The sequence below is a fragment of the Pseudomonas sp. IT-P4 genome (assembly GCF_949767755.1).
In the GTDB taxonomy this organism is placed as follows: domain Bacteria; phylum Pseudomonadota; class Gammaproteobacteria; order Pseudomonadales; family Pseudomonadaceae; genus Aquipseudomonas; species Aquipseudomonas monachiensis.
This window is the reverse complement of sequence record NZ_CATKPX010000045.1, coordinates 352,487-378,690: the sequence shown is the minus strand read 5'-3', so window position 1 is coordinate 378,690 and position 26,204 is coordinate 352,487. Positions and strand designations below refer to the sequence as shown.

The 26,204-nt window shown below is 59.2% G+C and carries 23 protein-coding genes; 1 reads left to right on the top strand and 22 read right to left on the bottom strand.

Translation table 11 applies throughout. From position 1 onward, the window contains the following. Window positions 1-79 precede the first annotated feature (79 nt). The 6 genes from ACM6IT_RS19645 to ACM6IT_RS19620 are packed head-to-tail and all read right to left on the bottom strand — an operon-like array spanning window position 80 to window position 5,032. Window positions 80-715 (bottom strand): protein-L-isoaspartate(D-aspartate) O-methyltransferase, encoded by a 636-nt coding sequence (locus tag ACM6IT_RS19645; protein ID WP_172435346.1) that lies wholly within the window; start codon window positions 713-715, stop codon window positions 80-82. 41 nt (window positions 716-756) lie between these two features. Beyond that, window positions 757-1,506, bottom strand: coding sequence for a 5'/3'-nucleotidase SurE (surE, locus tag ACM6IT_RS19640; protein WP_056720938.1), 750 nt, complete (start codon window positions 1,504-1,506; stop codon window positions 757-759). Continuing rightward, entirely contained in the window at window positions 1,494-2,552 is a 1,059-nt protein-coding gene (truD, locus tag ACM6IT_RS19635; protein WP_056720940.1) for a tRNA pseudouridine(13) synthase TruD, read from the bottom strand. The genes surE and truD overlap by 13 nt, the downstream gene beginning before the upstream one ends. After that, window positions 2,549-3,022 carry a 2-C-methyl-D-erythritol 2,4-cyclodiphosphate synthase gene (ispF, locus tag ACM6IT_RS19630; RefSeq protein ID WP_056720941.1) on the bottom strand — a complete coding sequence of 158 codons (474 nt, stop codon included), beginning with the start codon at window positions 3,020-3,022 and terminating at the stop codon, window positions 2,549-2,551. Before ispF ends, truD begins: the two co-directional genes overlap by 4 nt. A gap of 43 nt (window positions 3,023-3,065) precedes the next feature. Then, complete coding sequence (gene fghA / locus ACM6IT_RS19625) at window positions 3,066-3,911, bottom strand: S-formylglutathione hydrolase (RefSeq protein ID WP_414918537.1); 846 nt, start codon at window positions 3,909-3,911, stop codon at window positions 3,066-3,068. Window positions 3,912-3,919: 8 nt separating this feature from the next. After that, window positions 3,920-5,032 (bottom strand): S-(hydroxymethyl)glutathione dehydrogenase/class III alcohol dehydrogenase, encoded by a 1,113-nt coding sequence (locus ACM6IT_RS19620; protein WP_056720945.1) that lies wholly within the window; start codon window positions 5,030-5,032, stop codon window positions 3,920-3,922. A gap of 107 nt (window positions 5,033-5,139) precedes the next feature. Here ACM6IT_RS19620 and ACM6IT_RS19615 point away from each other — a divergent pair, with 107 nt between their 5' ends. Then, the gene (locus tag ACM6IT_RS19615; RefSeq protein WP_056720947.1) at window positions 5,140-6,036 is read left to right on the top strand and encodes a LysR substrate-binding domain-containing protein; all 897 of its coding nucleotides are present in this window, start codon (window positions 5,140-5,142) and stop codon (window positions 6,034-6,036) included. A 90-nt stretch (window positions 6,037-6,126) separates the two neighbouring features. On the opposite strand, the gene ispD is transcribed toward ACM6IT_RS19615, so the two are convergent. The 16 genes from ispD to rseP form a co-directional block, all read right to left on the bottom strand. Further along, on the bottom strand, window positions 6,127-6,834 hold the full coding sequence (ispD, locus tag ACM6IT_RS19610) for a 2-C-methyl-D-erythritol 4-phosphate cytidylyltransferase (protein ID WP_414918536.1): 708 nt from the start codon (window positions 6,832-6,834) through the stop codon (window positions 6,127-6,129). Beyond that, window positions 6,831-7,109 (bottom strand): cell division protein FtsB, encoded by a 279-nt coding sequence (gene ftsB / locus ACM6IT_RS19605; protein ID WP_007996937.1) that lies wholly within the window; start codon window positions 7,107-7,109, stop codon window positions 6,831-6,833. The genes ispD and ftsB overlap by 4 nt, the downstream gene beginning before the upstream one ends. Before the next feature lie 171 nt (window positions 7,110-7,280). Continuing rightward, window positions 7,281-8,570: a phosphopyruvate hydratase gene (gene eno, locus ACM6IT_RS19600; protein WP_056720952.1), complete on the bottom strand. Its 1,290-nt coding sequence runs from the start codon at window positions 8,568-8,570 to the stop codon at window positions 7,281-7,283. A 156-nt stretch (window positions 8,571-8,726) separates the two neighbouring features. Beyond that, window positions 8,727-9,572, bottom strand: a complete 846-nt coding sequence (gene kdsA, locus ACM6IT_RS19595; protein ID WP_056720954.1) for a 3-deoxy-8-phosphooctulonate synthase — start codon at window positions 9,570-9,572, stop codon at window positions 8,727-8,729. A 5-nt stretch (window positions 9,573-9,577) separates the two neighbouring features. Next, window positions 9,578-11,209, bottom strand: coding sequence for a CTP synthase (locus tag ACM6IT_RS19590; protein WP_056720956.1), 1,632 nt, complete (start codon window positions 11,207-11,209; stop codon window positions 9,578-9,580). Between the two features lie 274 nt (window positions 11,210-11,483). Next, window positions 11,484-12,812: a tRNA lysidine(34) synthetase TilS gene (tilS, locus tag ACM6IT_RS19585; RefSeq protein WP_414918535.1), complete on the bottom strand. Its 1,329-nt coding sequence runs from the start codon at window positions 12,810-12,812 to the stop codon at window positions 11,484-11,486. A 135-nt stretch (window positions 12,813-12,947) separates the two neighbouring features. Then, on the bottom strand, window positions 12,948-13,895 hold the full coding sequence (locus ACM6IT_RS19580) for an acetyl-CoA carboxylase carboxyltransferase subunit alpha (RefSeq protein WP_008052761.1): 948 nt from the start codon (window positions 13,893-13,895) through the stop codon (window positions 12,948-12,950). Between the two features lie 139 nt (window positions 13,896-14,034). Next, window positions 14,035-17,556: a DNA polymerase III subunit alpha gene (gene dnaE / locus ACM6IT_RS19575; protein WP_414913865.1), complete on the bottom strand. Its 3,522-nt coding sequence runs from the start codon at window positions 17,554-17,556 to the stop codon at window positions 14,035-14,037. 77 nt (window positions 17,557-17,633) lie between these two features. After that, window positions 17,634-18,260 (bottom strand): ribonuclease HII, encoded by a 627-nt coding sequence (gene rnhB / locus ACM6IT_RS19570; protein ID WP_056720962.1) that lies wholly within the window; start codon window positions 18,258-18,260, stop codon window positions 17,634-17,636. An 11-nt stretch (window positions 18,261-18,271) separates the two neighbouring features. Next, window positions 18,272-19,402: a lipid-A-disaccharide synthase gene (lpxB, locus tag ACM6IT_RS19565; protein ID WP_414913866.1), complete on the bottom strand. Its 1,131-nt coding sequence runs from the start codon at window positions 19,400-19,402 to the stop codon at window positions 18,272-18,274. Between the two features lie 2 nt (window positions 19,403-19,404). Then, window positions 19,405-20,181, bottom strand: coding sequence for an acyl-ACP--UDP-N-acetylglucosamine O-acyltransferase (gene lpxA, locus ACM6IT_RS19560; protein WP_056720968.1), 777 nt, complete (start codon window positions 20,179-20,181; stop codon window positions 19,405-19,407). Further along, entirely contained in the window at window positions 20,178-20,618 is a 441-nt protein-coding gene (fabZ, locus tag ACM6IT_RS19555) for a 3-hydroxyacyl-ACP dehydratase FabZ (RefSeq protein WP_007978374.1), read from the bottom strand. Before fabZ ends, lpxA begins: the two co-directional genes overlap by 4 nt. Before the next feature lie 108 nt (window positions 20,619-20,726). Next, entirely contained in the window at window positions 20,727-21,782 is a 1,056-nt protein-coding gene (lpxD, locus tag ACM6IT_RS19550) for a UDP-3-O-(3-hydroxymyristoyl)glucosamine N-acyltransferase (RefSeq protein ID WP_056720970.1), read from the bottom strand. A 3-nt stretch (window positions 21,783-21,785) separates the two neighbouring features. Then, entirely contained in the window at window positions 21,786-22,289 is a 504-nt protein-coding gene (locus ACM6IT_RS19545) for an OmpH family outer membrane protein (protein ID WP_056720972.1), read from the bottom strand. Between the two features lie 45 nt (window positions 22,290-22,334). After that, window positions 22,335-24,725 carry an outer membrane protein assembly factor BamA gene (gene bamA, locus ACM6IT_RS19540; protein ID WP_056720974.1) on the bottom strand — a complete coding sequence of 797 codons (2,391 nt, stop codon included), beginning with the start codon at window positions 24,723-24,725 and terminating at the stop codon, window positions 22,335-22,337. A gap of 74 nt (window positions 24,726-24,799) precedes the next feature. Continuing rightward, complete coding sequence (rseP, locus tag ACM6IT_RS19535; protein WP_414913868.1) at window positions 24,800-26,152, bottom strand: sigma E protease regulator RseP; 1,353 nt, start codon at window positions 26,150-26,152, stop codon at window positions 24,800-24,802. Between the last annotated feature and the right edge of the window lie 52 nt (window positions 26,153-26,204).

Sequence of the window (26,204 nt, the reverse complement as noted above, 5' to 3'; positions counted from 1 at the left end):
CGATGAATCCCGTTTAACACAACGATGCCGCTGTAAGACAAAGGCAATCGAAGAGAATTCAGCGTGCCGAAACAAATGCTCAGGCCAGTGGCCCATTGAGCAATGGCACGAAGCGCACAGCCCCCAGGACATGCCTGGAAAAACCTTGTTCCTCGCGGATGATCAGCATCAATTGCTGGACTTCGCCGGCCCCGACCGGGATCACCATCCGGCCTCCCGGTGCCAACTGGTCAAGCAGTGCCTGGGGCACATCGGTCGCCACTGCGGTGACGATAATCCCGTTGTACGGTGCCAGTGCCGGCCAGCCCTCCCAGCCATCGCCCCAGCGGAACACCACGTTGCGCAGGTTCAGTTCGACCAGACGTTCCTTTGCCCGATCCTGCAGAACCTTGATACGCTCGACCGAGAACACACGCTCGACCAGTTGCGACAGCACCGCCGTCTGATAACCCGACCCGGTACCGATCTCCAGCACCTTGTCGAGGGGACCGGCCTCCAGCAGCAGCTCGCTCATGCGCGCCACCATATAAGGCTGGGAGATGGTCTGGTTGTTGCCAATCGGCAGCGCGGTGTCTTCATAGGCACGGTGCGCCAGCGCTTCGTCGACGAACAGATGGCGCGGGGTCCGGCGAATGACCTCCAGCACCCTGGCGTTGGAGATGCCTTCTTCGTACAGGCGCTGGATCAGCCGCTCCCGGGTTCGCTGGGAGGTCATGCCGATGCCGCGGCGCAGCATATCGTCTTGTTCGCGACCCATCAGCGCAACCCCTCCAGCCAGCCGTCCAGACTTCTGAAGGCATCATTGAAGGTGCGATCCAGTTGCAGCGGCGTGATCGAAACATAACCCTGCATCACTGCATGGAAATCGGTACCCGGGCCGCCATCTTCGGCATCCCCGGCCGCGGCGATCCAATAACCGGACTTGCCCCGCGGATCCACCACTTTCATCGGTGCCGCGGCTCGGGCGCGATGGCCCAGGCGAGTCAGCTGGATACCGCGGATACGGTCCAGCGGCAAATTGGGAATGTTCACGTTCAGTACCGTACGCGGTGGCAGATCCAGATCAGCATGGGCTTCAACCAGTTTGCGCGCGAAATGGGCAGCCGTGGGAAGGTTATCTACCTGGCGTGAGACCAGCGAAAAGGCAAAGGAAGGGTGTTTCAGGAAACGCCCCTCAAGGGCCGCCGCCACTGTACCGGAATACAGGACATCGTCCCCCAGGTTCGCGCCCAGGTTGATACCGGAAACCACCATGTCCGCTTCGCGCTCCAGCAGGCCGTTGAGGCCCAGGTGCACACAATCGGTTGGCGTGCCATTGAGGCTGATAAAGCCGTTGGCCAGGATTTGCGGGTGCAACGGACGGTCGAGCGTCAGCGAACTGCTGGCGCCGCTCTTGTCCTGGTCCGGGGCGATAACCACGCACTCGGTGTAATCCGCCAGCGCAGCATAAAGCGCGGCGAGACCGGGTGCTGTTACCCCATCGTCGTTAGAAATCAGAATACGCATGGGCTGTCCGTCTGCCCCACCGGCACCAGATCAACAAGCTCGCGCACCAATACGGTGGCGAAGCATCCGGCCGGCAGGACGAATTCCAGTTGCAGAATGTCCAGCGAGGGATAATGCCACGTCAACCCGCCAATGGGCAGCCGCAGGATGCGACGTTCGTGGCTCATTCCGGCGTTGATCAACCAGTCACGCAAATCCGCTTCGCGTGCGGCGATGGCCTGCTCCAGTTCATGGACAACGCCCGTGGCCGGCGAGTCACCTTCGCCCCACTGCGGACCGGTCGGATGCAGATCGAGAATCGCCAGGCGCGGGTCGCTGCACTCGGCTTCGCCTGCCGGGAAAAAGCTGCGGCTGTCGGTGAACGCCAGCAGATCGCCCACCTGGGCACGCTGCCAGGTGCCATCGGCCACTCGTGCGGCCAGCACCTGATTGAACAGAAAACTGCGCGCCGTGGAGAGCAGACGCGAGCGCACGTTGCGCTGCTCCGGCAAGGCCTTGCGCGCGGCCCAGGCGCGAGCATCGATGACGTTGCCGCCGTCATGACCGAAACGCTGGGCGCCGAAATAATTGGGGATGCCTTGTTTGGCGATCAATTGCAGACGCTCTTCAAGCGCGACCTTGTCGCCGGAAAATTGCGTCAGGCGCAACGTAAAACCATTGGCCGAGTGGGCACCGCGTTGCAGTTTGCGCTTGTGGCGGGCGGTCTTGAGGATCTTCAGCGTATCGTTTTCTGCCGCTGACAGATCAGGGTCGGCCTTGCCTGGCAGTTGCACGCTGAACCACTGGCGAGTCAACGCCTGACGGTCCTTGAGCCCGGCATAACTGACGGTGCGCAATGGCACGCCGGCAGCCTTGGCAATCCGTCGCGCCGCTTCTTCAGTATTGAGGCCGCGCTTTTCCACCCAGATCCACAGGTGTTCGCCTTCGCCGCTGAGGGGAATGTCGAGGACTTCGTCGACCTGGAAATCTTCCGCGATCGCTTTCAGGACCGCCGTGCCGAGGGCCTCACCGTAAGCCCGCGGGCCGAGCAATTGCAGTTCGTTCATGCGCGCAGCAACAAGGCAACGGAGTGCACGGCAATGCCTTCTTCGCGACCGACAAAGCCGAGCTTTTCGGTGGTGGTAGCTTTCACGTTCACTTGATCCAACTCTACTTGAAGATCCGCGGCAATCAGCGCGCGCATCGATTCGATATGCGGGGCCATTTTCGGCGCCTGGGCGACGATGGTGTTATCGACGTTACCGACTTTCCAGCCTTTGGCATGAACCAGTGCGACGACGTGACGCAACAGCGCACGGCTGTCGGCACCCTTGAATTTCGGGTCGGTATCCGGGAAATGCTTGCCGATGTCGCCCAGTGCCGCGGCGCCAAGCAAGGCATCGCTCAAGGCGTGCAGGAGGACGTCACCGTCAGAGTGAGCGAGCAGTCCGAAGCTGTGTGCAATGCGCACGCCGCCCAGAGTGATGAAATCGCCTTCAGCGAAACGGTGCACATCATAGCCGTGGCCAATACGCATAAAAAAACGCCCCGATTTTTGTCAGGGCGTGATTCTACCTGCATTAGCCAACCAGAGCATGCGCGTGATGCCGCAAGTGCTCATCGATGAAACTGGCAATGAAGAAATAGCTGTGGTCGTAGCCCGGTTGCAGACGCAACGTCAATGGGTGACCCGCCTGTTTGGCCGCCTGCTGCAAGGCTTCCGGCTTGAGCTGGTTGGCGAGGAAATCGTCGCGATCACCCTGGTCGACCAACAGCGGCAGCTTTTCATCGACCTCGGCAATCAACGCGCAGGCATCCCATTCGCGCCATTTCGAACGGTCCTCTCCCAGAAAGCGGGAGAAGGCCTTCTGCCCCCACGGGCAATCCATCGGATTGTTGATCGGCGAGAACGCCGACACCGACTGATAACGCCCCGGATTGCGCATGGCACAGACCAGCGCACCGTGGCCGCCCATGGAATGTCCGCTGATACCGCGCTTGTCCGACGCAGGGAAATGGGCTTCGACCAATGTCGGCAATTCCTGCACGACATAGTCATGCATCCGATAATGCCGCGACCACGGTTCCTGGGTGGCATTCAGGTAAAAACCGGCGCCGAGGCCAAAGTCCCAGGCGCCATCCGGATCGCCCGGCACTTCAGGACCGCGAGGGCTGGTATCCGGTGCGACGATGATCAGCCCCAGCTCGGCGGCCATGCGCATGGCGCCGGCCTTTTGCATGAAGTTCTCATCGGTACAGGTCAGGCCGGACAACCAGTACAGCACCGGCAGCTTGCCGCCCTGCTCCGCCTGCGGCGGCAGGTACACGGCAAACACCATGTCGCAGCCGAGCACTTCCGAGCGATGGCGATAGCGTTTGTGCCAGCCGCCGAAGCTTTTCTGGCAGGAGATGTTTTCCAGGCTCATGGCGGACCTCAGAAATGGATGACGGAGCGGATGCTTTTTCCTTCGTGCATCAGGTCAAACGCCTTGTTGATATCTTCCAGGCCCATGGTGTGGGTGATGAAGGTATCCAGCGGAATCTCACCGGTCTCGGCCATCTCTACATAGCTTGGCAACTCGGTACGGCCGCGCACACCGCCGAACGCCGAACCCCGCCAGACGCGACCGGTGACCAACTGGAACGGACGGGTCGAGATTTCCTGGCCGGCACCGGCAACGCCGATGATGACCGACTCGCCCCAGCCCTTGTGGCAGCACTCCAGTGCCGCGCGCATCAGCTGCACATTGCCGATGCACTCGAAGGAAAAATCGACCCCGCCATCAGTCATGTCGACGATGACTTCCTGGATCGGACGATCGAAGTCTTTCGGGTTCACGCAGTCGGTTGCGCCCAGCTGTTTGGCGATCTCGAATTTGGCCGGGTTTATGTCGATGGCGATGATGCGGGCAGCCTTGGCTTTTACGGCGCCGATGACAGCGGACAGACCGATGCCGCCGAGGCCGAAAATGGCCACGGTATCACCCGGTTTCACCTTGGCGGTGTTGAGCACTGCACCAATGCCGGTGGTAACGCCGCAGCCCAGCAGGCAGACTTTTTCCAGCGGTGCTTGCTTGGCAATTTTCGCCACGGAAATTTCCGGCAGCACGGTGTACTCCGAAAAAGTGGAAGTGCCCATGTAATGGAAAATCGGCTGGCCCTTGTAGGAAAAACGCGAAGTGCCGTCCGGCATCAGGCCTTTGCCCTGGGTCGCGCGAATCGCCTGGCAGAGGTTGGTTTTACCCGACAGGCAGAATTTGCACTGGCGGCATTCCGGGGTGTACAGCGGGATCACATGATCGCCGACCGCAACGGAGGTCACGCCCTCGCCAATCGCTTCCACGATCGCACCACCTTCGTGGCCGAGAATTGACGGAAAAATGCCTTCCGGATCTGCGCCTGACAATGTGTAGGCATCGGTATGGCAAACACCGGAGGCCACCACGCGCAGCAAGACTTCGCCGGCCTTGGGCATGGCGACATCGACTTCAACGATTTCAAGGGGCTTCTTGGCCTCGAAGGCAACGGCGGCGCGCGACTTGATCATGATGACTCTCCAGTGAATAAAAACGAGACAGGGAGTGTAATACATGGCTCAACGATGAATAATCGATGCAAATGCAAAATATTATTGCCGTACAGGGATAATCATCGATGTCCGAAAATCGCTGGGAAGGGATCGACGAGTTTGTCGCCGTTGCCGAATGCAGCCAGTTCACCGCTGCGGCGCAGCGCCTGGGGGTTTCCTCCTCCCATGTCAGTCGACAAATCGTACGCCTTGAAGAACGCCTGCAAACCCGTCTGCTCTACCGCAGTACCCGTCGGGTCACGCTGACCGAAGCCGGGCAAACCTTCCTGCAACATTGCCAGCGTTTACAGGACGGCCGCGAAGAGGCGTTGCGCGCGGTCGGTGACCTGACCAGCGAACCCAAGGGCATGCTGCGCATGACCTGCGCCGTGGCTTACGGCGAGCGTTTCATCGTGCCGCTGGTGACCCGCTTCATGGGACTGTATCCGCAACTGCGTATCGACATCGAATTGACCAATCGCCAGCTTGAGCTGGTACACGAAGGCCTCGACCTGGCGATTCGCCTCGGGCGCTTACAGGATTCACGGCTGGTCGCCACCCGCCTCGCACCGCGCCGCATGTTTCTCTGTGCATCGCCCTCCTACCTTGAGCGCTACGGTCGCCCGCACAGCCTGTCGGAACTGAGCCGCCACAACTGCCTAATCGGCAGTTCGGACCTTTGGCAACTGGAACAGAACGGACGGGAATTTTCGCAAAGGGTCCAGGGAAACTGGCGTTGCAACAGTGGGCAAGCGGTACTGGATGCCGCACTGCAAGGCGTAGGGCTTTGTCAGTTGCCGGACTATTACGTGCTGGAGCATTTGAATAGCGGCGCGTTGATTTCATTGCTGGAAGCACATCAACCACCGAATACGGCGGTTTGGGCGCTGTATCCGCAGCAGCGGCATTTGTCGCCGAAAGTGCGCAAGTTGGTGGACTTTTTGAAGGAGGGGTTGGCTCAAAGGCCGGAGTACAGGATTTAAGATCAAAAGATCGCAGCCTGCGGCAGCTCCTACAGGACTTCAGGTGATACGTAATCGATCTTTGTAGGAACTGCCGCAGGCTGCGATCTACTAGCGACGATTAGCCCAACGCTGTCTCAACCATTCAAGATCCTCAGGACGCGTAACCTTGAGGTTATCGGACCGCCCTTCGATCAGCCGTGGTGCCAAACCTGCCCACTCCATCGCCGAGGCTTCGTCGGTAATAACGGCATCGGCCACCAGACTGTCAGCCAGTGCGCGATGCAACGCCCCAAGGCGAAACATCTGCGGCGTGTACGCCTGCCAGATCACGCTGCGGTCCACGGTTTCGACCACACGACCGTGTTTGTCGACCCGCTTGAGCGTATCCCGCGCCGGAACCGCCAATAGCCCGCCCACAGGATCATCAGCCAGTTCAGCCAGCAATTTGTCCAGATCGTCACGACTGAGGTTCGGCCGCGCGGCATCGTGAACCAGTACCCAATCCTCATCGTCGGCACCCTGCGCATGCAAATGCAGCAAGGCATTGAGCACCGAGCCGGAACGTTCGGCGCCGCCCTCGACCCGAGCAATACGCGGATCATTCGCACACGCCAGGTTCGGCCAATAAGGATCGTCAACAGCAACACTGACCACCAGACCTTTCAGGCATGGGTGATCAAGGAAACAGCCAAGGCTGTGTTCGAGAATAGTGCGCCCGCCCAGTTGCAGGTATTGCTTGGGACGGTCCGCGGCCATACGGGCACCGATGCCCGCGGCAGGAATCACGGCCCAGAAGGTCGGTAACGAATTAATCATTGGGCCAGCTGGTAAAGGGTTTCACCATCCTTGACCATGCCCAACTCATGGCGAGCCCGCTCTTCGACGGTCTCCATGCCCTTTTTCAACTCACTGACTTCGGCGTCCATCACCCGGTTGCGCTCCAGCAACGCCTGGTTCTCAGCTTGCTGATCGGCAATCTGCTGAGTCAACTCGGCCACTTGCGCCAGGCTGCCATTACCCACCCACAGACGGTACTGCAGGCCAGCCAGCAGCAGGAGCAAGACGAGGAACAACCAATTGGGACTGCGCATCGAATATCAGGTATCCAGTGAAAAAAGACAGCCATGCCAAAACGTGAAGCTTCTGATAGCACGAAGCCTGGAAGAACCAGGCTTGTGCATATAAGGCATCAGATTAGTGGCAAAAAACGTCGCCGTTGCGATTTTTTCGACACAATCCGCTGACTATTTACCATTTAACAATCAGCCGCGGAACTCGCTGCGACCGTTGTACTTGGCTTTGCCGTTCAACTGCTCTTCGATACGCAGCAGTTGGTTGTACTTGGAAACGCGGTCGGAACGGCACAGGGAGCCGGTCTTGATCTGGCCAGCCGAGGTGCCCACGGCCAGGTCGGCAATGGTCGAATCTTCGGTTTCGCCGGAGCGGTGCGAGATCACGGCAGTGTAACCGGCAGCCTTGGCCATCTGGATGGCTTCCAGGGTTTCGGTCAGGGTACCGATCTGGTTGAACTTGATCAGGATCGAGTTGGCGATCTTTTTGTCGATGCCTTCTTTCAGGATCTTGGTGTTGGTGACGAACAGGTCGTCGCCTACCAGTTGGGTCTTCTCGCCGATCTTGTCGGTGAGGATCTTCCAGCCAGCCCAGTCGGACTCGTCCAGGCCATCTTCGATGGAGATGATCGGGTAACGCTCGGTCAGACCTTTCAGGTAATCAGCGAAACCTTCGGCGGTGAACACCTGGCCTTCGCCGGACAGGTTGTACTTGCCGTCTTCGTAGAATTCGCTGGCTGCGCAGTCCAGAGCCAGGGTCACGTCGGTGCCCAGTTTGTAACCGGCGTTGGCCACGGCTTCGGAGATCACTTTCAAAGCGTCTTCGTTGGAAGCCAGGTTCGGTGCGAAACCACCTTCGTCACCCACGGCAGTGCTCAGGCCACGGGCCTTCAGTACAGCCTTGAGGTGGTGGAAAATCTCGGTGCCCATGCGCAGGCCTTCCGAGAAAGACTTGGCGCCAACCGGCTGAACCATGAACTCCTGGATGTCGACGTTGTTATCGGCGTGCTCGCCACCGTTGATGATGTTCATCATCGGAACCGGCATCGAGTAGACACCCGGGGTGCCGTTCAGGTTGGCGATGTGAGCGTACAGCGGCAGGTCCTGGTCCTGTGCTGCTGCCTTGGCCGCGGCCAGGGAAACGGCGAGGATCGCGTTGGCGCCCAGGGAACCTTTGTTTTCAGTACCGTCGAGCTTGATCATTGCCAGATCGAGCGCTTTCTGGTCGCTTGGATCCATGCCTTTCAACAGGTCGCGGATCGGACCATTGATGTTGGCTACGGCCTTCAGAACGCCCTTGCCCAGGTAACGGCTCTTGTCGCCATCACGCAGCTCGAGCGCTTCACGCGAGCCAGTGGAAGCACCGGACGGCGCGCAGGCACTGCCGATGATGCCGTTGTCGAGAAGCACGTCCGCTTCCACGGTGGGATTGCCACGGGAGTCGAGAACTTCACGACCTTTGATGTCGACGATTTTAGCCATTGTTGTAAACACTCCAAAGTTGACGAAAACGACGCAGCTGTAGGAAATCTTTGATCGTCGGCAAGTGAGGTGCAGCGGGCAGTCTTGCAGACGACAAGGCTCAGGCCCGAGGGCCTGGGCATTAAATCGTGCGGTACTTTACCGGAGAATTGAAGATTACGCGGTTTCTACCGTCGGAAAACTCTTCACCAGTTCGTCCAAAGCCTTGAGCTGGGCCAGGAATGGCTCCAGTTTGTCCAGGCGCAAGGCGCAAGGACCGTCGCATTTGGCGTTGTCCGGATCCGGGTGGGCTTCCAGGAACAAGCCAGCCAGGGACTGGCTCATACCGGCTTTTGCCAGGTCGAGGACCTGGGCGCGACGACCGCCGGCCGAATCGGAGCGACCACCAGGCATTTGCAGCGCGTGGGTCACGTCGAAGAACACCGGGTATTCGAACTGCTTCATGATGCCAAAGCCAAGCATGTCGACGACCAGGTTGTTGTAGCCGAAGCTCGAACCACGCTCGCAGAGGATCAACTGATCGTTACCCGCTTCCACGCATTTGTTCAGGATGTGTTTCATTTCCTGAGGCGCGAGGAACTGGGCTTTCTTGATGTTGATCACAGCGCCGGTCTTGGCCATCGCGACCACGAGGTCGGTCTGGCGCGACAGGAAGGCCGGCAACTGGATGATGTCGCAGACTTCAGCGACGACCGCGGCCTGGTCCGGTTCGTGGACGTCGGTGATGATCGGCACGCCGAAGGCTTGCTTGATGTCCTGGAAGATGCGCATGCCTTCTTCCAGGCCAGGACCACGATAGGAGGTCACAGAAGACCGGTTGGCCTTGTCGAAACTGGCCTTGAACACGTAAGGGATACCGAGCTTTTCGGTGACCTTCACATACTCTTCGCAAACCTGCATGGCCATGTCACGGCTTTCCAGCACGTTCATGCCGCCGAACAGCACCATGGGCTTGTCGTTGGCAATCTCGATGTCGCCGACGCGGATGATCTTCTGTGCCATCGGGGTTACGCCTTCTTCTGGTGTTGAGCCAACGCTGCCTTGACGAAACCGCTGAACAGCGGGTGACCGTCGCGTGGCGTCGAGGTGAACTCAGGGTGGAACTGGCAAGCCACGAACCATGGATGATCCGGTGCTTCAACCACTTCGACCAGTGCGCCATCACCGGAACGACCGGAGATTTTCAAGCCAGCCTCCATGATTTGCGGCAGCAGGTTGTTGTTCACTTCATAGCGATGACGATGACGCTCGACAATCACGTCCTTGCCGTAGCAACCGTGGACCAGGGAACCCGGCTCCAGCAGGCAATCCTGCGCGCCCAGACGCATGGTGCCGCCCAGATCGGAGGTTTCGGTGCGGGTTTCGACAGCGCCGGTGGCATCTTCCCACTCGGTGATCAGGCCCACGACCGGGTGACCGCTTGCACGATCGAACTCGGTGGAGTTGGCGTCTTTCCAGCCCATCACGTTACGTGCGAACTCGATAACGGCCACTTGCATGCCCAGGCAGATACCCAGGTACGGAACCTTGTTTTCGCGAGCGTATTGAACGGCAGTGATCTTGCCTTCAACGCCACGCAGACCGAAGCCGCCCGGCACCAGGATGGCGTCGACGCCTTCGAGCAGCGCGGTGCCCTGGTTTTCGATGTCTTCGGAATCGATGTAGCGCAGGTTGACCTTGGTGCGGTTGCTGATGCCGGCATGACTCATCGCTTCGATCAGCGACTTGTAGGCGTCCAGCAGTTCCATGTACTTGCCGACCATGGCGATGGTGACTTCGTGCTCAGGGTTGAGCTTGGCGTCGACCACGGCTTCCCACTCGGACAGATCGGCACCGCCGCATTGCAGGCCGAAACGCTCGACGACGAAATCATCCAGGCCCTGGGAGTGCAGGATGCCCGGGATCTTGTAGATGGTGTCGGCGTCTTCCAGCGCGATCACCGCACGTTCTTCAACGTTGGTGAACTGCGCAATCTTGCGACGCGAGGAAATATCGATCGGGTGATCGGAGCGGCACACCAGCACATCTGGCTGCAGACCGATGGAACGCAGTTCCTTCACCGAGTGCTGGGTAGGCTTGGTCTTGGTTTCGCCGGCAGTGGCGATGTACGGCACCAGAGTCAGGTGCATCAGCATCGCGCGCTTGGCGCCGACTTCGAAACGCAGCTGGCGGATGGCTTCGAGGAACGGTTGCGACTCGATGTCACCCACGGTGCCACCGATCTCGACCATTGCCACGTCAGCATCGCCCGCGCCCTTGATGATGCGGCGCTTGATTTCGTCGGTGATGTGCGGGATCACCTGGATGGTTGCGCCCAGGTAGTCACCACGGCGCTCCTTGCGCAGGACGTGTTCGTAGACACGGCCGGTGGTGAAGTTGTTGTTCTGGGTCATGGTCGTGCGGATGAACCGCTCGTAGTGGCCCAGGTCCAGGTCGGTCTCGGCGCCGTCGTGGGTGACGAACACTTCACCGTGCTGGAACGGGCTCATGGTGCCCGGGTCGACGTTGATGTACGGGTCCAGCTTCAGCATGGTGACCTTAAGTCCCCGCGCCTCCAGGATGGCCGCCAATGATGCCGATGCAATGCCTTTCCCCAATGAAGAAACAACACCGCCCGTGACGAATATGTAGCGCGTCATGAAAAACCCTAGAAGTCTGCGTTAAAGCGGTCCGAGCCGCCGGGGAAAGCGAAGGAAGGCCGAAGCCCCCGATCACCTGCATTAATCACAGTGCACCTTTCAAAAAAACCGCCGCGTTGGGACAGACCGGAAAATGAAACACCGGTTCGTTGCTCGCTACACATTTTTTGGAATCGCCCAGCAAAGACTGCTTGGTAATCGGCAACTCCTGCAATTCAGGCGAATCCACAGAAGTTGTATCAAGAAGGGAGCGTAGTCTACCGGAAAGCCCCTTTCAGCTCAAACCTTGATCTTCGTTCAGTGGCCGCCAATGCAAATGCCAGTCGCCGAGTGCACCACCATCGAGCCCCTTGAGGTTCGCTACCGCCAGCAGTTGCCCGTCTTTGTAGAGCAGCGGCAATCTGCCGCGTACGAAGGACGGTACAGCGCTTTCATTGAGCAAACGTTTCAAGTCCCGATGGCCGCGGCCTGGCAATGCCATGATCTCTCCCCCTTCACGATAGCGGATATGCAGCGGGCCATCGGGGATTTGGCCGGTGAGCCAAAGCAATCCATTGCCCGGGATAGCCAGCGGTGACGCCGGATCCAGCCACGCCCCGGCGACGGGCAGAGGCCGCAGCCAGTGGCCGGACAGCCACCAGATCCGCCCGCCCGACCGATGCAGTTCGCCATCGGCCAGCCGCCACACCGGGCAGGCATCGCCGGTGGCATCGCGCAAATCCCCCCAACCCGACCAATGGTCAGTATCCGGCAAGCGGCTCAACGGTCCGAGCCAATGACTCAAGGCGTTGCGCTGCCGGGCATCAGACAATTGCGCAAGGGGCGCCAGTTCAAGGGATCGCAATCCCAGCCAAGCGAACTCACTGGCAGAACTGGCCTTATGCAGATCCAAGTCCGCCAGTTCTTCGAGCAGCCCCTGCGCTTCAGTCAAATGCGCCGCGCTGCGGGCCATGGTCGCCACCGCTTGCGGCCAGCGCTGGATCAGCACGGGCAAGACTTGATGCCTAAGGTAATTGCGCGAGTACTGCCGATCCTGGTTCGAGGGATCTTCGATCCAGCTCAAGCCATGCACATTGGCATAAGCCTCCAGTTCAGCCCGCGTGACTTCCAGCAATGGCCGCAGCAGATGCCCCTTGCCCAACGGGCGCTGACGCGGCATCCCGGACAATCCGCGCACCCCGGCTCCGCGCAACAAGCGAAACAGCAGGGTTTCCGCCTGATCGTCGCGGTGCTGGGCCGTCAGTAGCACTTCGTTGTCCTGAACGGTTTCAGTGAAGGCCTGATAACGCGCATCCCGGGCTGCACGTTCAAGGCTGGCACCCGGTTGCACCTGCACGCGAACCACTTGCAGCGGCACACCCAGCGCAGCGCACACGGCACGACAATGTTCCGGCCACGCACCGGCCACGGCTTGAAGGCCATGATGGACATGGATGGCGCTCAGCGCCGGCAGGGATTCGGTTTTGGAGAGAGTTGCCAGAAGGTGCAGCAGGACAGTGGAGTCAAGGCCGCCGGAGAAGGCGATGCGCCAGGTCGCAGCATTGCGCCACGAGGCAAGATTCAACAAGAGTCTGGCAGGCAGATCAATATTGGACCGACTCATATCCATCACCTTGCACAAATCAAATGTGGGAGCGGGCTTGCTCGCGAAGGCGGATCAACATTCAACGTACCCGTTGACTGTCATACCGCTTTCGCGAGCAAGCCCGCTCCCACACATGGGCACTGCGTGTTCGGCTTAGAGACCGTAGCTCATCAGTCGATCATAACGACGCTTCAACAGCGCATTGTTATCGAACTTCTTGAGCATCGCCAGTTGCGAGCTCAGTTCGGCGCGGATCGATGCGGCTGCGGCAGCCGGGTCACGGTGCGCGCCGCCCAATGGCTCGCCAATCACCTTGTCCACGATGCCCAGGCCCTTGAGGCGCTCGGCGGTAATGCCCATCGCTTCTGCGGCATCCGGCGCTTTCTCGGCGGTTTTCCACAGAATCGAAGCGCAACCTTCCGGCGAGATCACCGCGTAGGTCGAGTATTGCAGCATGTTCAGCTGGTCGCAGACACCGATCGCCAGTGCACCACCGGAACCACCCTCACCGATCACGGTGGCGATGATTGGGGTTTTCAGGCGAGCCATGACACGCAGGTTCCAGGCAATCGCTTCGCTCTGGTTGCGCTCTTCAGCGTCGATGCCAGGGTAAGCGCCCGGGGTGTCGATGAAGGTCAGGATCGGCATTTTGAAACGTTCGGCCATTTCCATCAGGCGGCACGCCTTGCGGTAGCCTTCCGGACGCGGCATGCCGAAGTTGCGGCGAACTTTCTCGCGCACTTCACGGCCTTTCTGGTGGCCGATGATCATCACCGGCTTGTCGTCCAGACGGGCAATGCCGCCAACGATGGCAGCGTCGTCCGAGAAGTGACGGTCACCGTGCAGTTCGTCGAACTCGGTGAAGATGTGTTCGATGTAGTCCAGGGTATACGGACGTTTCGGGTGACGCGCCAGACGTGCGATCTGCCAGCTGGTCAGCTTGCCGAAGATGTCTTCGGTCAGCGTTTTGCTCTTGTCCTGCAGGCGGGAGATCTCATCGCCGATATTCAGCGAATTGTCATTACCGACCAAGCGCAACTCTTCGATCTTGGCTTGCAGGTCGGCGATCGGCTGTTCGAAATCTAGAAAATTCGGGTTCATAGGCGTCCGTCTTGGGTCGAGTCCCAAGGGTTCTTGGGCCGGCCGGTTGTCTATTCGCGCCCTACCTTAAGGGACAGGCGCGTTGAGGTCGAGATTAAAAATTCAGGTCGAGGTCAGGGCAATCTGATAGCACTGACCGTCAACGGTATTGGAGGAAGACGTTGTCTCGCCCGAACTGGTCACGCAGGGCTTGAATCAACGCATCCGCCGGATCGATTCGCCAGCCTTCGCCGAACTGCAACATGGCCTTCGCATCGGGGCTGGTGTAGTCCATGGTGACCGGGCACGCGCCGCGGTGACGCTTCAACAGTTCACCCAGCCAGCGTAGCTGATCGCCCTTGAGGTCCTTGGCATGCAACTTCAGGCGCAAGCTTTCGGCCAGATTGGTACGCGCATCCTCCATGCTCATCACCCGCTTGACCCGCAACTTCAGGCCACCGGAGAAGTCATCGTTGCTGACTTCGCCTTCGACCACCACCATCGCGTCGGTCTGCAACAGCGACTGCGCGGAATGGAACGCTTCGGAAAACAGCGAGGCCTCGATCCTTCCGGAGCGGTCGTCGAGGGTGATGAACCCCATCTTGTCGCCCTTTTTGTTCTTCATCACCCGCAAGGCGATGATCATCCCGGCAACAGTCTGGGTATCACGCGCCGGTTTCAGGTCGATGATGCGCTGGCGGGCGAAGCGACGGATTTCACCTTCGTATTCGTCGATCGGGTGACCGGTCAGGTACAGGCCGAGGGTATCTTTCTCCCCTTTCAGGCGCTCCTTGAGGGTCAGTTCCTTGGCCTTGCGGTGGTTCGCGTAGACGTCGGCGTCTTCTTCGACAAACAGACCGCCAAACAGGTCGGAGTGACCGCTGTCCTGCGTACGCGCGGTCTGTTCGGCCGCCTTGATCGCCTCTTCCATGGCGGTCAGCAGCACCGCCCGATTGCGGTCGATGTTGGCCTGGTAGGCTTTCTGCTCGTCGTGGAAATACGGCCCGAGGCGATCCAGTGCACCGCTGCGGATCAAACCGTCGAGGGTGCGCTTGTTGATACGCTTGAGGTCGACCCGTGCGCAGAAATCGAACAGATCCTTGAACGGACCGGCCAGACGCGCTTCGGTGATCGCCTCGACCGGGCCTTCACCCACGCCCTTGATGGCGCCCAGGCCGTAAATGATCCGGCCTTCGTCGTTCACCGTGAACTTGAATTCGGACGTGTTCACGTCCGGCGCGTCGAGACGCAGCTTCATGGTCCGCACTTCTTCGATCAAGGTCACGACCTTGTCGGTGTTGTGCATATCCGCCGAGAGTACCGCGGCCATGAACGGCGCCGGGTAGTGCGCCTTCAGCCATGCGGTCTGGTACGACACCAGGCCATAGGCGGCGGAGTGGGATTTGTTGAAGCCGTAACCGGCGAACTTTTCCACCAGGTCGAAGATGTTACCGGCGAGGTCCGCGTCGATATTGTTGGTGGCGCAACCTTCAATGAAGCCACCGCGCTGCTTGGCCATTTCCTCGGGTTTTTTCTTACCCATGGCTCGACGCAGCATGTCCGCACCACCGAGGGTGTAACCGGCCATGACCTGGGCAATCTGCATCACCTGTTCTTGATACAGGATGATGCCGTAAGTCGGTGCCAGTACCGGCTTGAGGCCTTCGTACTGGTAGTCCGAGTGCGGATACGCCAACTCGGCGCGACCGTGCTTACGGTTGATGAAGTCGTCCACCATGCCCGATTGCAGCGGGCCCGGACGGAACAGCGCCACCAGTGCGATCAAGTCTTCCAGGCAATCGGGCTTGAGCTTTTTGATCAGCTCCTTCATGCCCCGGGATTCAAGCTGGAACACCGCCGTGGTTTCGGCTTTTTGCAGCAGTGTGTAAGTCGGCTTGTCGTCCAGCGGGATGAACGCGATGTCGAGCGGCGGCTCGTTGACCTTGGCGCGGTCGCGGTTGATGGTTTTCAGCGCCCAGTCGATGATCGTCAGCGTTCGCAGGCCGAGGAAGTCGAACTTCACCAGGCCAGCCGCCTCGACGTCATCCTTGTCGAACTGGGTTACCAGGCCGTCACCGGCTTCGTCGCAATAGATCGGCGAGAAGTCGGTCAGCTTGGTCGGCGCGATAACCACACCACCGGCGTGCTTGCCGACGTTACGCACAACGCCTTCGAGCTTGCGGGCCATCTCCCAGATTTCCGCGGCCTCTTCATCGACCTTGATGAAGTCGCGCAGGATCTCTTCCTGCTCATAGGCTTTTTCCAGGGTCATGCCGACTTCGAACGGAATCATCTTCGACAGACGATCCGCCAGGCCATAGGACTTGCCTTGCACCCGTGCCACGTCGCGGACCACAGCCTTCGCCGCCATGGAACCGAAGGTGATGATCTGGCTTACGGCATTGCGGCCGTACTTCTCGGCTACGTAGTCGATTACCCGGTCACGACCGTCCATGCAGAAGTCGACGTCGAAGTCGGGCATCGATACCCGTTCCGGGTTGAGGAAGCGTTCGAACAGCAGGTCGTATTCCAGCGGATCGAGGTCGGTGATCTTCTGTACGTAGGCCACCAGCGATCCGGCACCCGACCCCCGGCCAGGACCTACCGGTACGCCGTTGTTCTTGGCCCACTGGATAAAGTCCATCACGATCAGGAAGTAACCGGGGAACCCCATCTGGATGATGATATCCAGTTCGAAATTCAGTCGGTCGACATAGACCTGACGCTTGGCTTCGTAGTCTTCGGTGGTGTCTTTGGGCAGCAGAACACTAAGGCGCTCTTCCAGGCCGTCGAAGGACACCTTGCGGAAGTACTCGTCGATGGTCATGCCATCGGGGATCGGGAAGTTGGGCAGGAAGTGCGTCCCCAGCTTCACTTCGATGTTGCAGCGCTTGGCGATCTCGACGGTGTTTTCCAGCGCCTCGGGAATGTCGCTGAACAGCTCGGCCATTTCCTCGGCGCTTTTGAGGTACTGCTGATCGCTGTAGTTCTTCGAACGCCGCGGGTCGTCCAGGGCACGGCCCTCACCGATGCACACACGGGTTTCGTGGGCGGCGAAGTCTTCCTGCTTGATGAAGCGCACATCGTTGGTCGCCACCAGCGGCGCACCGAGCTTCTCGGCCAGGGCCACGGCGCCGTGCAGCTGCTCTTCATCGTTGGGGCGATTGGTGCGCTGGATTTCCAGATAGAAACGATCCGGAAACACTTCCATCCATTCCCGCGCCAGGGTTTCGGCCTCGGCGGGGTTGCCGCTGAGCATGGCCTGGCCGATCTCGCCTTCTTTGGCCGCCGACAGCATGATCAAGCCCGAGTTGGCTTCAGCAACCCATTCGCGCTCGATGATGACCGCGCCATTGCGCTGACCATCGATGAAACCGCGGGAAATCAGCTCGGTAAGGTTGCGATAGCCTTCGGCGTTCATCACCAGCAGGCTGATCCGGCTCAGCGGGTTGTCCGGATCCTTGTTCGACAGCCACAGGTCAGCGCCGCAGATCGGCTTGATCCCGGCACCCATGGCGTTTTTATAGAATTTGACCAGGGAACACATGTTGTTCTGGTCGGTGACCGCTACGGCAGGCATGTTCATGCCAACCAGGGTCTTGACCAGCGGTTTGATCCGCACCAGACCGTCGACCAGGGAGTATTCAGTGTGCAGGCGTAGGTGAACGAATGAAGCCGGCATAGTGATCCTGTCTGTAAACATGAAGACAACAAGGCCCGGATTGTACCGGGCCTTGGTAAAAAAAATCAGCCTTGCGACTAACTCTCTACGACGCTCTCTAGCGCCTCATACGCCAGACGCACCGGGGCAAACGAACGCCGATGAATCGGGGTCGGCCCGAGCCGTGCCAGCGCTTCCAGATGAACGGGGGTCGGGTAGCCTTTGTGCCCACCAATGCCGTAGCCCGGGTAGATCAATTCGAATGCGGCCATTTCACGATCACGGCTGACCTTCGCCAGGATCGATGCGGCGGCGATAGCGGGGACCTTGCTATCGCCCTTGACCACGGCTTCGGAACGCATCGGCAGTTTCGGGCAACGGTTGCCGTCGATCATCGCCAGCTTCGGCTGAACGTGCAGCCCGGCGACCGCGCGCTGCATGGCCAGCATGGTGGCGTGCAGGATATTCAGCTCATCGATTTCTTCGACCTCGGCGCGAGCGATGCACCAGCTCAGGGCTTTTTCGCAGATTTCGTCGTAGAGCTTTTCGCGACGGGCTTCGGTGAGTTTCTTCGAGTCGTTCAGGCCAAGGATCGGGCGATTCGGATCAAGGATCACTGCCGCCGTCACCACCGCGCCACAGAGCGGGCCGCGACCCACTTCATCGACACCGGCAACCAACTCTTCGATTTCAGCGACCAAGGTGAAATCCAGCCCCATCTGCATATTCGGTTTACTCATTTTACTTGGCCGATCAGGTTCAGCACTGCGTCCGCAGCCTGGTTGGAGGCATCCAGACGCAGGGTCCGGTGTATCTCGTCAAAACCGCGGGTCTGCTCTTCGCCACCCTCGATCAGCGGCGACAAGGTCTGGGCCAGCGCTTCGACCGTGGCATCGTCCTGCAACAACTCGGGCACCAGCAGACGCTGGGCCAACAGGTTCGGCAACGAAATATAGGGGCTTTTCACCATGCGCTTGAGAATCCAGAACGTCAGCGGCGCCAGGCGATAGGCGACCACCATCGGCCGCTTGTACAGCAGCGCTTCAAGCGTTGCAGTGCCGGAGGCAATCAACACCGCATCGCACGCTGCCAGGGCCAGATGAGACTGGCCATCGAGCAGGGTCAGCGGCAGATCGCGACCGGCCAACAGTTCTTCCAGCTGTGCGCGACGTTGCGCACTGGCGCAAGGCATGACAAACCGCACCCCCGGGCGCAGCGCACGCAAGCGCTGGGCCGTATCGAGAAACAACGCACCGAGCCGGCCAACTTCACCGCCGCGGCTGCCGGGCATCAACGCCACCAGCGGCCCGTCGGGCAAGCCAAGTTCGGATCGCGCAGCAGCGCGATCGGCCTGGAGTGGAATGGCGTCGGCCAGGGTATGGCCGACGAACCGCACCGGCACGCCTTTCTCTTCGTAGAATCTGGCTTCAAACGGGAACAGCGTGAGCATCAGGTCGCAGCCTTCGCGAATCTTCAGCACGCGTTTCTGCCGCCAGGCCCAGACCGACGGGCTGACGTAATGCACGGTCTTGATCCCGGCCTGGCGCAACTTGAGTTCGATATTGAGGTTGAAGTCGGGCGCGTCGATACCGATGAACACATCGGGTTTCGCGTCGATCAGGTCGGCGACCAGCTTCTTGCGCCTTGCAAGCAGCTCGCGCAACCGGCCCAGCACTTCCACCAGGCCCATGACGGACAGACGTTCCATCGGAAAATACGAGGTCAGGCCTTCTGCCTGCATCAACGGACCGCCAACACCAATGAATTCGACGGCAGTGTGACGAGCCTTGAGCGCACGCATGAGGCCCGCACCCAGAATGTCACCGGAAGCTTCACCCGCTACCAGCGCAATACGCAGATTGGCCATGGTTAGCGAGTGATGCCGCGAGTCGAAGACTGGATGGAGTCGCGGAACACCGCTACTTCCGGGAATTGCGCAGAAGGCTCGGCGAGTTCGGCAAGCGCCTGCTCCACGGTCAGGCCCTGGCGGTAGACAATCTTGTAGGCACGACGCAGCGCGTGGATCGCATCTTCGCTGAAGCCCCGACGGCGCATGCCCTCGAAGTTCATGCTCCGGGCTTCAGCCGGGTTGCCGAACACCGTGACATAGGCAGGAACATCCTTGCCGATCGCCGTACCCATGCCTGAAAAGCTGTGGGCGCCGATGTGGCAATACTGGTGAACCAGGGTAAAACCGGAGAGGATCGCCCAGTCTTCCACATGCACATGGCCCGCCAGTGCGGTGTTGTTGACCAGGATGCAGTGGTTGCCGATAACGCTGTCGTGGCCGATGTGGGCATAGGCCATGATCAGGTTGTGATCGCCCAGGGTCGTTTCCGAGCGGTCCTGGATGGTGCCACGGTGAATCGTCACGCCTTCACGGATGACGTTGTGATCACCGATCACCAGGCGGGTTTCCTCGCCCTTGTACTTAAGGTCAGGTGTATCTTCGCCCACCGAGGAAAACTGGTAGATGCGATTGTGCTTACCGATTCGGGTCGGGCCCTTGAGAATCACGTGCGGCCCGATGACTGTCCCCTCGCCGATTTCCACACCTGCGCCGACGATCGACCACGGGCCGACCTCGACGCCGTCAGCCAGAACGGCTGTCGGATCGATGATTGCACGAGGGTCAATCAAACTCATAGCTTGCGTTCCGCACAGATGATCTCAGCCGAGCAGACAGGCTTGCCATCGACCGAAGCCTGGCATTCGAACTTCCAGATCTGACGCTTGCAGCTGATGAACTTGGCTTCAAGGATCAGCTGATCACCTGGCAATACCGGCTGGCGGAAGCGCAGCTTGTCGGAACCGACGAAGTAATAGAGCGTGCCGTCGGCCGGTTTCACGTCAAGCATTTTGAAACCAAGGATTCCGGCAGCCTGAGCCATTGCCTCGATGATCAATACGCCCGGCATGATTGGATGCGCAGGGAAGTGACCATTGAAGAACGGTTCGTTGATGCTGACATTCTTGTAGGCACGAATGCGCTTGCCTTCAACATCCAGCTCCACTACCCGGTCCACCAGCAGGAACGGGTAACGGTGAGGCAGGTATTCGCGAATCTCGTTGATGTCCATCATTTCGGGGGGAAGCCTATGTAAAGATTGGGGGCGCGCGACGGGCGCACGCTCCACTAGCAAATCAGGGACGCAGTCTAGCGGCTGCGCGCACTTGATATGGAAATGGTATCAGCCATCTGATGAAGCATTACCGTCAGGGGTCACTTCCCCTGCCTGCTTTTCCAGCTGTCGCAGACGTCGCGCGATGTCATCGAGCTGACGGATACGTGCCGCGCTTTTGCGCCACTCGGCTGCCGGCTGCATGGCCGTACCGGAAGAATAGGCGCCTGGCTCGGTAATCGAGTGGGTCACCATGGTCATCCCGGTAATGAAAACGTTGTCGCAAATGTCGATGTGTCCCACCAGGCCTACGCCACCGGCGAGCATGCAATGCTTGCCGATTCTGGTGCTGCCGGAGATCCCGACGCACGCCGCCATGGCGGTGTGATCGCCCACCTGAACGTTGTGGGCAATCTGAATCTGGTTATCGAGCTTCACGCCGTTACCGATGACGGTATCGGCCAACGCACCGCGATCTATAGCCGTGTTCACGCCGATTTCAACATCATCGCCGATCAGCACACCACCGATCTGGGCGATTTTCTGCCAGATACCTTTTTCATTGGCAAAACCGAAGCCTTCGCCGCCGAGCACCGCACCGGACTGAATGACGACACGCTTGCCGACGCGCACGTCGTGATACAAGGTCACTCGCGGCGCGAGCCAGCCACCCTCGCCCACCACGCTGCGAGCGCCAATGAAGCAATGCGCGCCGACAGTCGTACCGGCTGCCACCTGCGCACCGCTTTCGATCACCACAAAAGCGCCGATACTCGCCGCCGGGTCGACAACCGCATCCGCCGCGATCACCGCCGTCGGATGAATCCCGGCCGCCGCCTTGGGCTTGGGATCGAACAGGTGAGAAACACGCGCGTAGGCTGCATACGGATCCGGCACCACCAGCACATCCCCGCCATGACCTTCGGCGTCAGCGGCCTTGAGCAACAGGGCTGCTGCCTGACTGCCTGCCAGGTACTTGCGGTATTGGGGGTTTGCAAGAAAGCTCAACTGAGCTGGGCCAGCCTCCTGCAAGGTGGCTAGCCCAGTAATTGCTTTCTCGGGGTCGCCACGTAGCGTGGCGCCGAGGAACTCGGCCAGTTGGCCGAGCTTAATGGTCACGGTCATGGGTTACTTCAGCTGATTCATGCGCTCGATAACCTGGCGAGTGATGTCGTACTGAGGTTTGACATCAATCACTGCGCCACGCTCGAAGACCAGGTCAAAAGCACCTTTCTTGATGACTTCTTCCACAGCGCTGTCCAGTTTCGGCTTGAGCTGCTTCAGCATTTCACGGTCGGCAACGGCTTTGGCTTCGTTCAGCTCCTTGGACTGGAACTGGAAGTCACGGGCCTTTTGCTTGAATTCAAGCTCCAGACGCTCACGCTCGCCCTGCTGCATTTTGTCGCCACCGGCCATCAGACGATCCTGAATGCCCTTGGCGCTGGTTTCCAGCGACTTGAGCTTGGTCAGTTGAGGACCGAACTTCTTCTCGGCATCCACGGCGTATTTCTTGGCCGCGTCGGACTCCAGCAGAGCCATCTGATAGTTCAGAACAGCAATTTTCATGTCGGCGAACGCCGGACCAGCGACCAGTACGCTGGCCAGGAGAACCAATTGAGTCAACTTACGCACGATGCACTCCTACAAAATTCATTGTCGTTATCTTGGGTCAGACGCTTAGAACGTCTGGCCGAGAGAGAATTGGAACACTTGAGTTTCAGCGTCATCCGGTTTCTTGACTGGCATGGCCAGGGCGAAACTCAGAGGCCCCAGTGCGGTGACCCAGGTCACTCCCACACCGACAGAACTGGCCATGTTGCTCAGACTGACATCGTTACACTGCGTATTGGACTTCGACGCAGGGTTGGTGTTGGTCGTCTGCTCGCATTTGGAGTCGAATACGTTACCCACATCCCAGAATACCGAGGTACGCAGGGATCGTTGATCCTTGACGAACGGCAGCGGGAACAGAATCTCTGCACCACCCTGGATCAGGACGTTACCACCGAACGGCAGTGGATCCTGGTCCGGGTCAGCAAGAGTACCCGGGTTGCCCGTTTCGAGTGCGCCGCGGCTCGGAGTACTACGCGGCCCCAGTGTACTGTCCTTGAAGCCACGAACCGAGTTGAAACCACCAGCATAGTAGTTTTCATAGAATGGCAAGCCTTCGGTCGAACCGTAGCCGTCGCCATAACCCAATTCGGTGTGCAGGCGCATGGTGTAGTTTTCACTCAGCGGCTGGAACAACTGACCACGGTAGTCGAGTTTGAAGAACGACAAGTCACTACCCGGCACAGTGACTTCCGCCGTCAAGCTTTGGGAGTGACCACGAGTCGCCAAAACGCCTTTGTTCAGGGTGGACTCGGACCAACCGGCCGAAGCCTTGAAGTTCAGGTACTTGTCGCCTTCCTGGTTAACGAAGTCGAAGATCTCGTCGACGGTGTAAACGCCAGTCTTGATCGTGTCCTGTTGCGCATTCAGGCCGAAGGTCAGACGCGAAGTCTCGCTGATTGGATAACCGACACTCACACCGGCACCCAGGCTGTCCACGGCGTAGCTGGCGACGTCGGTATCGAGTTCGTCATAGTCAGTGGTGCGGTAGAACGCGTTGTAACCCAGGCTCACGCCGTCGGCGGTCCAGTAGGGGTCGACAAAACCGAAGTTATAGCGGGTCTGGTATTCGCTTTTGGTCAAGCCGACGCTGACCTTGTTACCGGTACCCAGGAAGTTGTTCTGGGTGATCGAACCACCGAGGATCAAACCGGCGCTCTGGGCGAAACCGACGCTGGCGGTAATCGAACCGGAGGCTTGTTCTTCAACGCTGTAGTTGACGTCCACCTGGTCATCGACACCCGGCACGGCCGGAGTCTCAACGTTGACTTCCTTGAAGAAGCCCAGACGTTCCAGACGGGTCTTGGACTGATCGATCAGGTAGGTCGAAGCCCAGCCGCCTTCCATCTGGCGCATTTCACGACGCAGCACTTCGTCTTCGGACTTGGTGTTGCCACGGAAGTTGATGCGGTTCACGTAGGCACGCTTGCCCGGATCGACCGCGAACAGGATGTCTACGGTGTGATCTTCTTCGTGCGGTTGAGGCACGCCGTTGACGTTGGCGAAGGTGTAACCCTCGTTCCCCAGGCGACGGGTGATCAGTTCGGAGGTGGTGGTCATCAGCTTGCGCGAGAACACCTGGCCTTTTTGCACCAGCAGCAGGGACTTGACCTGGTCTTCAGGGACTTTCAGGTCACCGCTGAGCTTGACGTCACGAACGGTGTACTTGTCGCCTTCGTTGACGTTGACGGTGATGTAGACGTGCTTCTTGTCCGGCGTAATGGAGACCTGGGTCGAAGCGATATCCATGTTGATATAGCCACGGTCCAGGTAGTAGGAACGCAGGCGCTCCAGGTCACCGGACAGTTTCTCACGGGCGTACTTGTCGTCGTTCTTGAAGAACGACAACCAGTTGGTGGTCTTGAGTTCGAACAGGTCGATCAGGTCTTCATCAGGGAAAACCGTGTTGCCCACAACGTTGATGTGCTGGATAGCCGCAACGGTGCCTTCGTTGATGTTGACCTTCAGGCCGACGCGGTTACGCGGCTGTGGCACCACTTCGGTGTCGACGGTAGCCGAGTAGCGACCCTGGGCGACGTACTGGCGTTGCAGTTCGTTACGCACACCTTCAAGGGTGGCACGCTGGAAGATCTCGCCTTCGGCCAGACCGGATTGTTTGAGGCCTTTCATCAAGTCTTCGGTAGAGATCGCCTTGTTACCTTCGATCTCGATACTGGCGACTGACGGACGCTCGACTACCGTGATGACCAGGACGTTGCCATCGCGGCCCAGCTGGATATCTTGAAAGAAACCGGTTTTGAACAACGCACGAGTGGATTCCACCAGGCGACGATCATCCGCCTGTTCACCGACGTTCAACGGCAAAGCACCAAAGACGCTACCCGCGGAGACCCGCTGGAGGCCATTGACGCGAATATCAGAGATAGTGAAGGACTCGGCGTGAACTTCGGCGATCATCAATACGGTGAGAACCGCAGTTAGCAGCAGACGTTTCATGAAGTCCTTTCTTATTCCAACTGGCAATAAACAAACTGCCGCAAAATGCGGCAGATTCGCAATTCAGCGAAGCGTTACAGTCGACCCAGATCATTGACAAGAGCAAGCAACATCACCCCAATCACCAAACTGATGCCGATCTGTATCCCCCAACCTTGCACCCGATCTGACAAGGGACGACCACGCACCCACTCGATCAGATAAAACAACAAATGCCCCCCATCCAGTACCGGAATGGGCAACAAATTCAGAACGCCCAAGCTAATACTCAGATAAGCAAGGAAATTCAGGAAATCAGCAACACCCGACTGGGCCGAAGCGCCCGCCACTTTAGCAATGGTTATCGGTCCACTCAAGTTTTTTACCGAGAGCTCACCGAACAACATTTTCTTCAGTGAATCGAGGGTCAGCACGCTCATGGTCCAGGTGCGTCGTGCCCCTTCGCCAATTGCTGCCAATGGCCCGTAGCTGACCTCGCGGATCATCTCCGGCGGCCAGTCGATCGCTTTCACCCCTGCCCCCAAATAACCGCTGGGCGATTTGCTCTCGCCGCGAGCGGCAAGCGTCACAGGGACGTCGATTTGAGCACCGTCGCGCTCAACCCGCAGCATGATTTTGGTATCGGGATGCTTACGGACGGTATCGACAACCTGCTGCCAGTCATCCAGAGCACGGCCATCAAGCGCCAGCAACCGATCACCGGTCTTCAGGCCGGCAGCCTGAGCCGGCCCCTTTGGATCGAATTCGGCCAGGACAGGCGGCAATGCCGGACGCCACGGACGAATCCCCAATGAATGGATAGGATCGGGCTCATCAGCCCCTTTGAGCCATTTGTCCAGCGCAAGTTCACGAGGAGAATCGGTCGTGGAGCCTTGTTCGCGCACCAATACCTGCAATGAACCGCTCTCGCCCAGGCGACGCACCAGTTGCAGATTCACCGCCGCCCAGCCGGAAGTCGCCTCGCCATCAATGGCCACGATTTCCTGGCCGGGGCTCAAACCCGCCTTGGCTGCAATACTGCCGGACTCGACAGCGCCGATGACCGGACGCACCTGCTCGCTGCCGAGCATCGCCAACGCCCAGAAGAACACCAATGCCAACAGGAAGTTGGCTATCGGCCCCGCCGCTACGATGGCTATGCGCTGACGAACGGATTTGCGATTGAAGGACTGGTCGATCTGGTCGAGCGGCACTTCACCCTCGCGCTCGTCGAGCATCTTGACGTAGCCACCCAACGGGATGGCGGCGACGACAAATTCGGTGCCCTGCTTGTCATGCCAGCGCAGCAAAGGCATGCCGAAACCTACGGAGAAGCGCAGCACCTTGACCCCACAGCGACGCGCGACCCAAAAATGGCCGAACTCGTGGAAGGTAACCAGCACACCCAGAGCGACCAGGGTGCCGACAATCATATAGAGCGCGCTCATCTACTTTCTCCGCATTCCTATCCGCTGCTGCGTGGGCCAACTATCCACAGCA

Coding starts and splice junctions, on each gene's coding strand:
- eno (WP_056720952.1), bottom strand. CDS start 8,570: ATGGCTAAAATCGTCGACATCAAAGGTCGTGAAGTTCTCGACTCCCGT.
- truD (WP_056720940.1), bottom strand. CDS start 2,552: ATGAACGAACTGCAATTGCTCGGCCCGCGGGCTTACGGTGAGGCCCTC.
- kdsA (WP_056720954.1), bottom strand. CDS start 9,572: ATGGCACAGAAGATCATCCGCGTCGGCGACATCGAGATTGCCAACGAC.
- ACM6IT_RS19645 (WP_172435346.1), bottom strand. CDS start 715: ATGACCTCCCAGCGAACCCGGGAGCGGCTGATCCAGCGCCTGTACGAA.
- dnaE (WP_414913865.1), bottom strand. CDS start 17,556: ATGCCGGCTTCATTCGTTCACCTACGCCTGCACACTGAATACTCCCTG.
- fabZ (WP_007978374.1), bottom strand. CDS start 20,618: ATGATGGACATCAACGAGATTCGCGAATACCTGCCTCACCGTTACCCG.
- lpxA (WP_056720968.1), bottom strand. CDS start 20,181: ATGAGTTTGATTGACCCTCGTGCAATCATCGATCCGACAGCCGTTCTG.
- surE (WP_056720938.1), bottom strand. CDS start 1,506: ATGCGTATTCTGATTTCTAACGACGATGGGGTAACAGCACCCGGTCTC.
- rseP (WP_414913868.1), bottom strand. CDS start 26,152: ATGAGCGCGCTCTATATGATTGTCGGCACCCTGGTCGCTCTGGGTGTG.
- lpxD (WP_056720970.1), bottom strand. CDS start 21,782: ATGACCGTGACCATTAAGCTCGGCCAACTGGCCGAGTTCCTCGGCGCC.
- rnhB (WP_056720962.1), bottom strand. CDS start 18,260: ATGCAGATGGGGCTGGATTTCACCTTGGTCGCTGAAATCGAAGAGTTG.
- ACM6IT_RS19620 (WP_056720945.1), bottom strand. CDS start 5,032: ATGATCAAGTCGCGCGCCGCCGTTGCCTTCGAGGCCAAGAAGCCCCTT.
- bamA (WP_056720974.1), bottom strand. CDS start 24,725: ATGAAACGTCTGCTGCTAACTGCGGTTCTCACCGTATTGATGATCGCC.
- ispD (WP_414918536.1), bottom strand. CDS start 6,834: ATGATTAATTCGTTACCGACCTTCTGGGCCGTGATTCCTGCCGCGGGC.
- tilS (WP_414918535.1), bottom strand. CDS start 12,812: ATGAGTCGGTCCAATATTGATCTGCCTGCCAGACTCTTGTTGAATCTT.
- ftsB (WP_007996937.1), bottom strand. CDS start 7,109: ATGCGCAGTCCCAATTGGTTGTTCCTCGTCTTGCTCCTGCTGCTGGCT.
- ACM6IT_RS19590 (WP_056720956.1), bottom strand. CDS start 11,209: ATGACGCGCTACATATTCGTCACGGGCGGTGTTGTTTCTTCATTGGGG.
- ACM6IT_RS19615 (WP_056720947.1), top strand. CDS start 5,140: ATGTCCGAAAATCGCTGGGAAGGGATCGACGAGTTTGTCGCCGTTGCC.
- lpxB (WP_414913866.1), bottom strand. CDS start 19,402: ATGGCCAATCTGCGTATTGCGCTGGTAGCGGGTGAAGCTTCCGGTGAC.
- fghA (WP_414918537.1), bottom strand. CDS start 3,911: ATGAGCCTGGAAAACATCTCCTGCCAGAAAAGCTTCGGCGGCTGGCAC.
- ispF (WP_056720941.1), bottom strand. CDS start 3,022: ATGCGTATTGGCCACGGCTATGATGTGCACCGTTTCGCTGAAGGCGAT.
- ACM6IT_RS19580 (WP_008052761.1), bottom strand. CDS start 13,895: ATGAACCCGAATTTTCTAGATTTCGAACAGCCGATCGCCGACCTGCAA.